Raw genomic sequence first — 12,011 nt, forward strand, 5'->3', positions numbered from 1 at the left:
GATCAGGGGTGCCAGGACCGGACCTGGTCCGCGGCCGTGGCGAGGAGTGCGAGCGACTCGTCCCGGTTCACCCGGGCGAGCAGCATGACGCTCATCGACAAGGCGGCGAGCGTGCGGGCGCGTTCGTCGAGGACAGCGGCCCCGGCATCCGTGCCCGGAGCGATCTCGGCCGCCGCTCCCGCGAGGGCGTTGCGGAGTGCCGCCGTGAGCTCGGCGCGGTAGTCGTCGACGACCTTCCTGGCGGGGTCGTCGTGGCCGGCGAGTCCCGCTGCACAGTTGACGAGCAGGCAGCCCCGGCGCGGTGAATCGTCGGGCAGGGAGGCGACGGCCAGGCTCAGGTCGCCGTAGTACGCGAGCAGGGCGGCACGGCCGGCCGATTCGGCGAGCAGCGGGCGCAGGCGCGGGCGGATGACCGTCTCGAGGTAGTCCGCGACCGCGGCGTCGAAGAGCCCGCGTTTGCTTCCGAACGCGTGGTACAGGCTCGACCTGTTGAGCCCGGTGACCCGCTCGAGGTCGGCGAGGGACGCCGCCTCGAAGCCGCGGTCCCAGAACAGGTCGCGTGCCGCGGTCACGACGACGGGAGCGTCAAAGCTCGGCGTGCGGCCCATCTCGGTCTCCAGTCAGTGGTCGGGTTTTTGTGTACCGTTCGATTCAGCATATAGTAAACCAGTCGGTACAAAAACGTTCCGAGCCCCACGTTCGGCACAGAGAAGTTCAGGAGTCACCCATGACAGCGAATACCAGCACCCAGATCCAGCTCGCCGCACGCCCCGTCGGATGGCCGACGGCGGCCGACTTCCGCACGGTCCACGTCGACCTGCCGGAGCTCGCGCCCGGCGAGATCCGCGTCGCCAACGAGTTCGTGTCCGTCGACCCCTATATGCGCGGCCGGATGAACGATGTGAAGAGCTATTCGCCGCCCTACGCACTCGACGAGACCATGACCGGTGGCGCGGTCGGCCGGGTCGTCGCATCTGCCGCCGACGGAGTGTCCGTCGGCGACGTCGTCGTGCACCAGTACGGCTGGCGCGACCTCGTGCAGGCCCCCGCCGCGGGCTTCCGCGTCGTGCCCGAACTGCCCGGCGTTCCGCTCTCCGCCTACCTCGGCGTGCTCGGGATGACCGCTCTCACCGCCTACGTCGGCCTCCTCGACATCGCGGGCATGAAGCCCGGCGACACGGTCTTCGTCTCGGGCGCAGCCGGGGCCGTCGGCAGCATGGTCGGCCAGATCGCCCGCCTCAAGGGTGCCGGCCGCGTTGTCGGTTCCGCAGGCACGCCCGAGAAGGTTGCGCTGCTCACGAGCAAGTACGGCTTCGACGCCGCCTTCAACTACAAGGACGGCGACATCGCCGGCCAGCTCGCCCTCGCCGCACCCGATGGCATCGACGTGTACTTCGACAACGTCGGGGGAGAGCACCTCGAGGCCGCCCTCGGCGCCTTCAAGGACGGCGGACGCGCTGCACTCTGCGGCGCGATCTCCCTCTACAACACGACCGAGGCATCCGCGGGACCCCGCAACATGTCGAACATCGTGACCCGCGGGCTCACCCTGAAGGGGTTCACGGTCGGCAACTACCTGCAGCACTTCGGCGCGTTCTCGACCGAGATGTCCGGATGGCTGACGAGCGGCGCCGTCGTCTTCGACGAGACCGTCGTCGACGGGATCGACAACGCGGTCGAGGCCTTCCTGGGCCTCATGCGCGGAGAGAACACCGGCAAGATGGTCGTGCGCACGACCGTCTGAGCCGACTCGATCCCGCTCCACGACACGCATCCACCCATTTTTGAACATTGGAGAATCATGGCCCACGTACTCTTCGTCGTCAGCGCCGCTGACCACTGGACCCTCAATGACGGCACCCTGCACCCGACCGGGTACTGGGCGGAGGAGCTCGCGGAACCGCACCGGCGATTCAGCGAGGCCGGATGGTCCATCACCATCGCGACTCCCGGCGGGGTCGCGCCCACGATCGACCGCGGCAGCCTCACCCCCCAGGCCGCGGGCGGGGAGGACCGGGCCGCCGAGATCATCGCCTACCTCGGGTCGATCGGCGAGGAGCTCGACGCCCCGCGCAGCATCGACGACATCGATGTCGCCGACTACGACGTGGTCTTCTACCCCGGTGGCCACGGCCCGATGGAGGACCTCGCTGTCGACGCGACGTCCGGCGCGCTCATGACCGAGGCGCTCGACACCGACCGTATCCTGGCCGTGTTGTGCCACGCCCCTGCCGCGCTCCTCGCCGCGAAGCGCGCGGACGGCAGCTGGCCGTTCACCGGTTATCGCATGACCGGGTTCACGAACGAGGAAGAGGTCATCGGGGGACTGGCGCCCAAGGCGCCCTGGCTCGTGCAGACCCGCCTGGTGGACCTCGGCGCGGACTTCGTCGAGGCGGCGCCGTTCACCGCGCACATCGAAGTCGACCGTAACCTGTACACCGGTCAGAACCCGGCATCCTCCGGCGAGCTCGCGGCCCGGATCATCGCCGTCGTCGCTGCAAAGTAGTAGAAGCACGCGCGCCTGAGGTGTCGCAGATCGAGGTTCCGGAGGCCCGCGAACCTCGATCTGCGACACCTCACGCGGTGCCGGCGGTCGCGTTGTCAGCGGCTGCGGCGTCAGCGGCCGAGGGCGCGGAGCGCGTCCTGAACGTCGTCGGCATCGTTCCAGAGGTGGAAGGCCACGCGAGCGCGGCCCGCCCGACCGGATGCCGTGAGTCCGGCCGCCGTGAGGCGCGCGAGGTCGGTGCCCGCGGCATCCGCCCACGTCACGGTGGCCTGGCCGGTCTGTTCGGTCGGGTCGATGCCGAGTCCGGCGCGGAAGGCGTCGGCGAGGCCCACGTCGTACCGTCGCACCTCGGCCAGGTCGAGTGTGCCGAAGAACTCGAGGGCGGGTTCCGCACCGACCCAGGCTTGCCACGCCGGCGACACGTCGAAACGACGGGCGTCGGCCGCGAGCCGCATTCCCGGCCCGTAACAGGAGCCCCAGACGTCCTCGCCGGCGTACCAGCCGGCCTGGGCCGGGCGCACGACGGAGCCGAACCCCTCGGCAATCGTGAGGAAAGCCACGCCGCGCGGCGCGCACAACCACTTGTAAGCGTGGCAGATCGTGGCGTCGAAGACCGAGGCGTCCACCGGCATCCACCCGGCTGCCTGTGAGGTGTCGCACAGGGTGAAGGTCCCGTGACGGCGCGCAGCGGCGATGATCGCCGTCGTCTCGGCGACAGTGCCCGTCGCGGACTGGACGAGTGACCAGGAGACCAACCAGGTGTTACCCGTGATGCTCTCGGCCAGGTCCGCGAGCGGAACGTGTCGCACAGTGACGCCGCGGTGGGCCTGGTTCAGGAACGGGAAGACCATCGAGCTGAAGTCGCCGTCGACGCAGAGCACCTCCGCCCCGTCCGGAACGCTCGCGGCCACGAGGCCCGCGAGCACGGAAGCCTGGGAACCGATTGCCACCCGGCTCACCGGTACCATCACGAGCCGCGCGTAGACGGCACGCACCCGTTCGACGAGCGCGGCGTACCCTGCGGCCGAGGCAGAGCCGCTCGCCCAGGCGTCGAGGTCTGCGCGAAGGGCCGCGACCGTTCCGGCCGTCGGCAGCCCGAGCGTGCAGGCGGCGAGGTACCCGCGCCCGCCGGGGAACTGCGCCCGGGCTGCGCGGATGCCCTGTAGCGGACCGTCGATTCGCGAGCGGGTCGTGTCGGGGGAGGCTGGGCTGGTCATTCCTCCAGCATCCGCCGCTCGCACTCATTCGACAATCGCCAGTGAGTGATAGAAACCATAACCCAGCGTTATCCTTGAGGATGCCTCTCGCCGATTCCGCCCTCGACTCCCATTCGCTGCGCATCGTTCAGGCTCTCGCCGAGCACGGTTCGATCACGGCAGCGGCCCGCGCCCTCGGCTACAGCCAGCCCGCGGTCAGCCAGCAACTCAAGCGCCTCGAGCTGCGGGTGGGACTCGCCCTGGTGGAGCGGGTCGGCCGGGGTGTGCGTCTCACCGAGGCCGGCCGGTTGCTCGCCCGGCACGCCCGTACCGTGACCGGAGCCCTCAACGCCGCCGCAGGTGACCTCGCCGAACTCCAGGGTCTCCGGGCCGGCCTGGTGCGGGTTGCGGCCTTTCCCTCTGCGTCCGCGACGATCGTGCCGCGCCTGCTCGCCGACCTGGGGAGGCGGCATCCGGGGCTGTCGATCACCTATGTCGAAGCCGAACCACCCGAGGCCGTCGCCCTCGTGCGCGAGAACCGCGTCGACCTCGCGATCACGTTCAGCTACCCCGGCGACCTCGTCGACCCGCACCGGGACAGTGCGGAGGGGCTCTCGGTCACGACGCTCGGACGGGACGAGGTGCTGCTCGTGGTTCCGGCCGGCCACCGGTTCGGCGATGCGGAGTCGATCGACCTCGGCGATCTCGCGGGCGAGCGCTGGATCGGCGGCTGCCCGCGCTGCCGCGGGCACCTGCTCGAGCTCTGCGAACGGCGCGGGTTCGTTCCGGACATCTCCTACGAGACCGACAATGTCGCCGCGGTCTTCGGCATGGTCGGCGCCGGCATCGGCGTCGCCGTGCTGCCGACGCTCGCGATCGACTCCGTCGGCGCTCGGTCGGGAGTGCTGATCCGTCCGACCCGGCCGGGAGAGTATCGCACGCTCCATGCCGTCACCGCTGACGGGGCCATTGGCGTGCCGGCGCTGGGGGAGACCCTCCGCGCACTCGCATCGCTCACCGTATCCGCCCGATAGTGCCCCGCACGCACGCAGGCACGCACCTGTCCCCGCGTGCACCCACCGCGTGATCGACGCGCCAAGTAGACTCGATACCGATGTCTGAGACCACTGTGTACCCATTTTCCACCGCGACCGGCACGGATGTTCGCGTACGGTTCTGCCCCTCACCGACCGGAACCCCGCACGTGGGTCTCGTTCGCACGGCCATGTTCAACTGGGCCTACGCGCGGCACACCGGCGGCACCTTCATCTTCCGGATCGAGGACACCGACCCCGCCCGCGACAGCGAGGAAAGCTACCTGCAGCTCAAGGACGCGCTGCGCTGGCTGAAGCTCGACTGGGACGAGGGCGTCGACGCCGGGGGACCGCACGGGCCGTACCGCCAGTCCGAGCGCTACGACATCTACCGGGACGTCGTCGAGCAGCTCAAGGCCTCTGGCCACATTTACGAGAGCTTCGCGACCGGCGAGGAGATCGAGGCGCGCAACGTCTCCCTCGGCCGCGACCCCAAGCAGGGCTACGACAACTTCGAGCGCGACCTCACCGAGGAGCAGCGCGCCGCCTACCGTGCCGAGGGCCGCGCCCCCGCGCTGCGGCTCAAGGTGCCGGACACCGACATCAGCTTCGACGACCTCGTCCGCGGCGAGATCACCTTCCCGGCCGGCTCGTTCAGCGACTTCGTCGTGGTGCGCCCCAACGGGCATCCGCTCTACCCCTTCGTCAACCCGGTCGACGACGCGTTGATGGGCGTCACCCACGTGCTGCGCGGCGAGGACCTGCTGTCCTCGACGCCCCGCCAGATCGCGCTGTACCACGCGCTGATCGAGATCGGCCTGACGACCTTCGTGCCGCGCTTCGGCCACCTGCCCTACGTGATGGGCGACAAGAACAAGAAGCTCTCCAAGCGCGACCCCGAGTCGAACCTGTTCCTGCACCGCGAGCGCGGCTTCATCCCCGAGGGGCTGCTCAACTACCTCTCACTGCTCGGCTGGTCACTCTCCAAGGACCAGGACGTCTTCAGCGTCGACGAGCTCGTCGCCGCCTTCGACGTGGAGAACGTCAACCCGAACCCGGCGCGCTTCGACCTCAAGAAGGCCGAGTCGATCAACGGTGACCACATCCGCCTGCTCGAGCCAGCTGACTTCGCCGCGCGTATCGTGCCCTACCTCGTCTCCGCCGGAGTCGTCGACCTGCCGCTGGGCGACGCCCGCCAGGCCGTGCTCACGGCCGCGGCGCCGCTGATCCAGGAGCGCATCGCGCTGCTCGGCGAGGCGCCGGGCATGCTCGGGTTCCTGTTCGTCACGAGCGACGCGCTCGTGCACGAGGCGGATGCCCTCGCGAGCCTCCCGAAGAATGCCGCCGAGATCCTCGCGGCGTCCGTCACGACCCTCGAGAGCATTCCCGAGGCCGAGTGGACCCACGACCGGGTGCACGAGGCGCTCACCGCTGCGCTCATCGAGGGGCTCGGGCTCAAGCCGCGGGTCGCGTTCGGGCCGTTGCGCGTCGCGATCTCGGGCCGGAAGGTGTCGCCGCCGCTGTTCGAGTCGATGGAGATCCTCGGCCGAGGCGAGTCGCTCGCGCGGCTCGGAGTGCTCTCTGCGGTCGTGGCCGCTGACGCGGCGAGCTCGCCGGTGGTCGCGAGCTGACGGGCGTGAACCGATGATTCGGGGCTCGCAACCCGCCGATGTGGCGCTCAGTTTGGCCAGCATCCGCTCTGTGGGTTAGAGTTACGAGTCGGCCGATCTTCGGAGAGGCCAACGGCCAATGGGGTATGGTGTAATTGGCAACACGACTGATTCTGGTTCAGTTGTTCTTGGTTCGAGTCCAGGTACCCCAGCTTAAAACCCCTGAGTTTCCGCGGAAACCAGGGGTTCTTTTGTTTCCAGGCACAGGTTTTTTCGCCACAAGTGCCGCTGTGGGTGCCACAACCTCTCGCCAGTCTGGGCTCGGCGACACGCCGGACAATCGGTGCCCGGATCATTGTTCGTCGCGCCCATAGGATCATGTCGATGACGACACGCTCCGGCCCGCTGCGGCCCGCACTTGTGGCACGACGAGCAGTCCTCGGCGGGATGATCGGTGTGCTCGCGCTTCTGGCCCTTTCGGGATGCGCGTGGCCGCAGTCATCTGCAGGGGGCAGCGGGGCGCCCGGTGCTCCCGATCTACACGGTTCTCTGGTCGTCGACACGGAACCGTTCAGCCAGCTCACGCCAGGACAGTGCACGGACATCTCCGCGAATACAGTCGTCTACGACACGGTCGACATCCTTGACTGCGGTTCCCCGCACGGCAGCGAGGTGTACAACACGTTCACCTTCCCTGCCGGCGACTACCCGTCGACGGCTCAGCTGAATTCGGTCGGTGAATCTCGCTGCGGTGCAGCTTTCGATTCCGGCGTGCCCAGCTGGCTGACGTACATCTGGTTCAATCCGACGGAGGAGGAGTGGGCCGTCGGAGACCGGTTTGTCGCCTGTCTCGCGATCGATGCGAACGATCGCGCGCTCTCGGCGCCGCTGGCCACGCTCGCGAGCCAGGGGCCTTTCAGCCGCTTCGATCTGGGCGCTCTCACACCGGCACTGGGCGTGGTCCTCACCGCGACCGCGGGAATCGTGTTCGTGTCGTTCCTCGCGGGCTACCTCCTCCTTGCTGCGTCGCTCGCGACACTGTTCCGCAAGACGGGAATACCCTCCTGGAAGGCGTGGGTTCCCTTCCTGCAGACGTGGACGCTGCTGCGGCTCGGCGGTCAGAGCGGCAATTGGGTGTGGCTGGGGCTTGTGCCCGGCGGCAATGTGGTTTCCTCCGTGTTCGTCTACATCGGCATGTACCGCATTGGGATCGCGTTCCGAAAAGACTCCGGGATGCTCGTGCTCGGCATGTTCCTGCCGTTCGTCTGGGCGATCATCCTTGGCGGCCGTGACGAGCAGTACGCGCCGGAGCTGCTCGCGATGCACGGCTACCCGCCTCCCCTCGAAGGCTATGGCTCGGCCTCTCGACCGGCCCAGTTCTAGCCCCTGGGCATCCCTGCAGACCCGTTTCCTGCGGCCAGAGCGCCAGACCACGGGATAGCGGTCGAATACAGCCTCCCGGCAGGGTCGCGTGTCAATGGGCCTTGGGGTGGCTCTTCTTCGTGGGCTTTGTGGCCGGCTTCGTGAGATGCACCGCTGCGGCGACTGCGGTCCAGAGGTCCTTGTAGGCGCGGGCGGCAGTCGTGTTCGGGGCGAAGGCTGCGACCGGGGCTCGTTCGGCACCCATCCGTTCGACCACGACGGTCGCGGGCACGCTGATCGCAAGCACCTCCGGTCGGGCGCCGTGCAATGATTCGGCTGCGACTCGGTGCCCGGTCTTGCGCCGATCGACCATCGTAAGGAACGCCAGGATGGGTGTGGACTTCGCGGACTCCGTGACGATCGAGACCACCTGGTCGAGCGACCGCAGGGAGAGCGGGGACGGAATCAGCGGAACGACCACGACATCGGCTGCGCGGAGGGCGTTCTCTGCGACGAGGGACGATCCCGGAGGGCAGTCGAGCACGACGACGTCATATTCTCTGGCGACCGACTCGAGTATGCGCCCGAGACGATGTGTCGATTTCTTCGCGGCGTCGAGCACGAGGTCGAGGTCACGGTAGCTGTCATCGGCGGGCAGCACGTCGAGTCGCTCGTATGCCGTGGCCCGAACGGATGCCGTTGCATCTGTCCTGCCCGTGACGAGCGAGTTCACGCCGCCCTTGACCTTGGGCTTGACGTTGAGAACGAAGGTCGCGGCTCCCTGCGGGTCGAGGTCCCAGAGCAGAACACGCGAGTTCCGGGATGCTTCCCATGCGAGGTTCACGGCCGTCGTTGTCTTGCCGACCCCACCCTTGGTGCTGTAGACCGCGATGACCTTCATTCTCCGATAGTACGACGTTGCCATTCGTGCTGACGTGAGGAGGGACGGTGCTCTAGACGCCCGCCCTGCCCCGGGTCTATGCTCTTGCCCAGATCAGTTCTCAGCTCCCGCAACGTCGCGCCACTTGACCACCCCCGGAACAACTGAATTCTCGCGATGCCCGCTGTGTTCGGGCGTCCTCCGCTCGCGCTTCGAGTCTGCACACTCGTCGTTCCGCGCCCGGAGCCGAAACGTCCGCAGCACTGCGGACGGACGCACGAAGCCAGGACTGCAGGCCAGCGCTGCTCCTGAACACAAAGTGGGACACGATGACCGACATCGGAACCGGATTCCTCAACGGGATCGAAGCTTTCGCCAATTCACGCCTCGGCGCCATGAGCGGCACGTCCTTCAAGGACACGGTGCCGTTCCTCGAGTCGATCGTCACCTTCGGCGCCGTCGGCGACGTCAAGCCGACCTTCGAGAAGCTCAAGGCCGACATCAAGGCCGCCGTCGCCCTGGTGGAACCGATTGCCGAGAAGATCAAGAAGCAGACCGAGCTCATCGCCAAGATGGTGAAGGAGTCGGCAGATGACATCGACAAGGACGACTTCAACGTCGATACCGCCGCGAGGGTCGCTGTGCGCATCGGCATGGCCCTCGCCGCGATGGACGAGGCGTTCAACATCGTCGCCAAGGAGCTGGCCAAGAAGGCGGACGGCACCGTCGACGAGACCATCCGTTCCGGCCTGATGGATCTCTGGAACCCGTGGGCGCAACCGTTCAAGAATCTCGGCGCCGGTTCCGGCAAGCTTCTGAACAGCTTCGGGAAGAACGTGCTCGGCGTCGATGACCTGGTGAAGAAGCTCGGCGACAACCTCGCCCTCGACCGCACCGACGGAAAGTTCCTCCTGGCTGCCACATTCCTCCGCTCCGGCCAGGTGAAGCTGGGCGCGATGACGCTCGACCAGGTCACGTTCGAGGCGTTCCTGCAGTTCAGCGACCGCGAGATCGCGAACCCGACGGCCGAGGAGAAGACCAGCCTGCTGGAGCGCGACGGCAAGTGGTTCATCGGCGATGTGGCGATCCTCGGTCTGCGCTTCCGCACGATCCTGCAGCCCGGCCTCACGAGCGACCCCCTGCTGGCGAAGGTCATGCCGGGCTCCGAAGACCCGAAGGCCACGACCCTCACGACGGTCTCGCTCGACACCGGACAGGGGTTCTACATCGGTGACGGCCGCGGTAATGAGAAGGCGGTTCTGCCCACGCGTTTCTCGTTCCCGGGGGTCGAACTGCGCGAGGTGGCGTTCGGGCTCGTGCGCAACCCGGCTCGGGAGGTCACCGGATTCGAACTCACCACGTCGATCGCCGCGAAGCTGGGGGATGTCATCGGGCTGCAGATCGTCGGCTCCGGTTTCGTGGTGACACCCGAGGGTGAGGCCGAGCAGCAGGCCGTCTTCAACCTCCCCGTCTCGCCTCGCTGGCCGGATGCGATCGGCTTGCGAGTGAAGGCAGGCCCCGTCACGGGTGGCGGGTTCATCCAACGCGTCGAGCGCACATACAAGGTCGGCGGGCAGGACGTGAAGCGGGTCGAGTTCGGCGGGGTCGTCCAGCTTCAGATCCTCAAGTTCGGCCTGTCGGCCATAGTCATCCTCTCGCCGGACCCGTTCTCCATCGTGCTCGTCATCGGCGTGCGTTTCCCCGTGGCGATCGACCTCAGCATGGGATTCACTCTGAACGGCATCGGTGGCATCCTGGCGCTCAACCGCGGTCTCGACCTCGAAGAGCTCCGCTCCGGGATGAAGGAGCACATCCTCGACAAGATGTTGTTCCCCGACAACCCCGTCGCCGAGGCGCCCAAGCTGCTCGAGAAGGTGGCGCACGTGTTCCCGCCGAAGGACGGCGGCTTCGTCTTCGGCCCGATCGTCGAACTCGGCTGGGGTTCGCAGGCGAAGTTCGTGGAGATGAAGCTCGGCGTGGTGCTCGCGCTTCCCGATCCGATGATCGTCATTCTCGGCTCCCTGCGGGTGCGAGTACCGACAAAGGAGGCGCCGATCACCGACATCCGCGCCGACGTCTTCGTGGCGATCACCCCCGACTACCTGCTGCTGTTCGCGAGCATGCGCGACTCCACCGTGGCCGGCATCAAGATCTCGGGTGACCTCGGCCTCTACATCCAGTGGTCGGGCAACGGAGCGTTCGAGTTCTCGGTCGGCGGCTTTCACCCCGAGTACGAGAAGCTGACGGGCGGCAAGCCGAAGCTCGGTGACATGGACAGGGTCACCATCGACCTTTCGCCGTCCAAGGCGATCAGTTTTGTCATCAAGGCGTATTTCGCCATCACGGCGGGCTCGGTCATGCTCGGCGTCGATGGGCGCCTCAACGCCGACTTCTCCGTCATCGTGGCGAAGGCCTGGCTCACGCTCGACATGATCTTCATCTGGGCGCCGCGCTTCGCCTTCAAGATCACCATCGAGGTGGGCGTCGAGGTTGAGCTGCTCGGCTTCACGCTCTGCTCGATCGTCTTCCGCGGCTCGCTCGAGGGGACCAAACCGTTCCGCCTGGCTGGGCACATCAAGGTCGACGTCTGGTTCCTCCCCACCTTCGATGAGGATCTCGGTCCCGTCGAGTGGGGTGAGAAGCCGCCGCCGCTCATCGCCACGGTCGATGCCCTCCAGATCGCCGCAGCGGCGATGAACGAGCCCGACGCCTGGAAAGTACAGTTGCCCGACCACGCCGCGCAACTGGTCACCCTGGCCGAGGTCGACGACGTCGAGGGCCGAATCGGGCATCCGCTGGCCGGAGTCGAGGTGTCGCAGACCCAGGTGCCGTTGGGCGTCAAGATCGCGCGCATCGGCTCGGCATCGGTGAAGGCCGACATGGTGACCATCGGCACTCCGACGGCGACCCCAGACTCCGGGCTCGTCGGCGCCGTCAGCGAGCTCAGGACGGCATTCGCCCCCGGGCAGTTCTTCGCGCTCGAGGGCGAGTCCCTGCTCGCCCGCTCGGGCTTCGAGGACATGACGGGCGGATGCCGCATCGCCGCGGCGACCACCCCGAAGGTCGGAACCCCGACGTCGGCGACCGTGGCGTACCAGACCTACGTGCGCAATCCCGACGAGCCATCGGCGATGATCGAGTTCACGGGGACGTTCGCCACCATCGCGAACTCCTATGCCACGAAGACCAACGTGGGCAGGGCTGTGCGCGAGGTCGGCAATCCGTACACGCAGCCGGCTCCGCCGAACGCCGGTGTCACGGTCTCCGACAAGGGCTCGTCGAGGATCGCGGATGCCGCCACCGGTGCGGCGCTGCTCGCCGGCCTCGGAGAACTGAGCGCCACGCAGGCCGCGCTCGTGACAGCGGCAATCAACACCGAGAGCGCCGCAACTGCGACGCGCATGATCGTGAAGGGGTGATCTG

9 protein-coding genes and 1 tRNA gene are annotated in these 12,011 nt (G+C 67.6%); 7 read left to right on the forward strand and 3 right to left on the reverse strand.

The window, feature by feature from the left end:
* Positions 1–2: 2 nt before the first annotated feature.
* Positions 3–608, reverse strand: coding sequence for a TetR/AcrR family transcriptional regulator (locus E3O39_RS09625; RefSeq protein ID WP_134447390.1), 606 nt, complete (start codon positions 606–608; stop codon positions 3–5).
* A gap of 119 nt (positions 609–727) precedes the next feature.
* Between E3O39_RS09625 and E3O39_RS09630 the strand changes: the two genes are divergently transcribed.
* Together E3O39_RS09630 and E3O39_RS09635 are read left to right on the forward strand one after the other, a co-directional pair.
* The gene (locus E3O39_RS09630; protein WP_134447392.1) at positions 728–1,744 is read left to right on the forward strand and encodes an NADP-dependent oxidoreductase; all 1,017 of its coding nucleotides are present in this window, start codon (positions 728–730) and stop codon (positions 1,742–1,744) included.
* A 57-nt stretch (positions 1,745–1,801) separates the two neighbouring features.
* Entirely contained in the window at positions 1,802–2,506 is a 705-nt protein-coding gene (locus tag E3O39_RS09635) for a type 1 glutamine amidotransferase domain-containing protein (protein ID WP_134447394.1), read from the forward strand.
* 110 nt (positions 2,507–2,616) lie between these two features.
* On the opposite strand, the gene E3O39_RS09640 is transcribed toward E3O39_RS09635, so the two are convergent.
* Positions 2,617–3,723 carry an aminotransferase class V-fold PLP-dependent enzyme gene (locus tag E3O39_RS09640; protein ID WP_134447396.1) on the reverse strand — a complete coding sequence of 369 codons (1,107 nt, stop codon included), beginning with the start codon at positions 3,721–3,723 and terminating at the stop codon, positions 2,617–2,619.
* 80 nt (positions 3,724–3,803) lie between these two features.
* Between E3O39_RS09640 and E3O39_RS09645 the strand changes: the two genes are divergently transcribed.
* From E3O39_RS09645 to E3O39_RS09660, 4 genes are all read left to right on the forward strand, one after another.
* Complete coding sequence (locus E3O39_RS09645; RefSeq protein WP_134447397.1) at positions 3,804–4,736, forward strand: LysR family transcriptional regulator; 933 nt, start codon at positions 3,804–3,806, stop codon at positions 4,734–4,736.
* Positions 4,737–4,816: 80 nt separating this feature from the next.
* Complete coding sequence (gltX, locus tag E3O39_RS09650; RefSeq protein WP_134447399.1) at positions 4,817–6,367, forward strand: glutamate--tRNA ligase; 1,551 nt, start codon at positions 4,817–4,819, stop codon at positions 6,365–6,367.
* 119 nt (positions 6,368–6,486) lie between these two features.
* Positions 6,487–6,558, forward strand: a tRNA-Gln gene (locus E3O39_RS09655).
* A 172-nt stretch (positions 6,559–6,730) separates the two neighbouring features.
* Positions 6,731–7,729 carry a DUF5684 domain-containing protein gene (locus E3O39_RS09660; protein ID WP_166787300.1) on the forward strand — a complete coding sequence of 333 codons (999 nt, stop codon included), beginning with the start codon at positions 6,731–6,733 and terminating at the stop codon, positions 7,727–7,729.
* Between the two features lie 91 nt (positions 7,730–7,820).
* Here E3O39_RS09660 and E3O39_RS09665 read toward each other — a convergent pair whose 3' ends face one another.
* The gene (locus E3O39_RS09665; RefSeq protein ID WP_134447403.1) at positions 7,821–8,609 is read right to left on the reverse strand and encodes a ParA family protein; all 789 of its coding nucleotides are present in this window, start codon (positions 8,607–8,609) and stop codon (positions 7,821–7,823) included.
* Between the two features lie 308 nt (positions 8,610–8,917).
* Here E3O39_RS09665 and E3O39_RS09670 point away from each other — a divergent pair, with 308 nt between their 5' ends.
* Complete coding sequence (locus E3O39_RS09670) at positions 8,918–12,007, forward strand: DUF6603 domain-containing protein (RefSeq protein ID WP_134447405.1); 3,090 nt, start codon at positions 8,918–8,920, stop codon at positions 12,005–12,007.
* Positions 12,008–12,011: the final 4 nt, after the last annotated feature.

The sequence above is a fragment of the Cryobacterium sp. MDB2-A-1 genome (genome assembly GCF_004402675.1).
Taxonomy (GTDB): domain Bacteria; phylum Actinomycetota; class Actinomycetes; order Actinomycetales; family Microbacteriaceae; genus Cryobacterium; species Cryobacterium glucosi.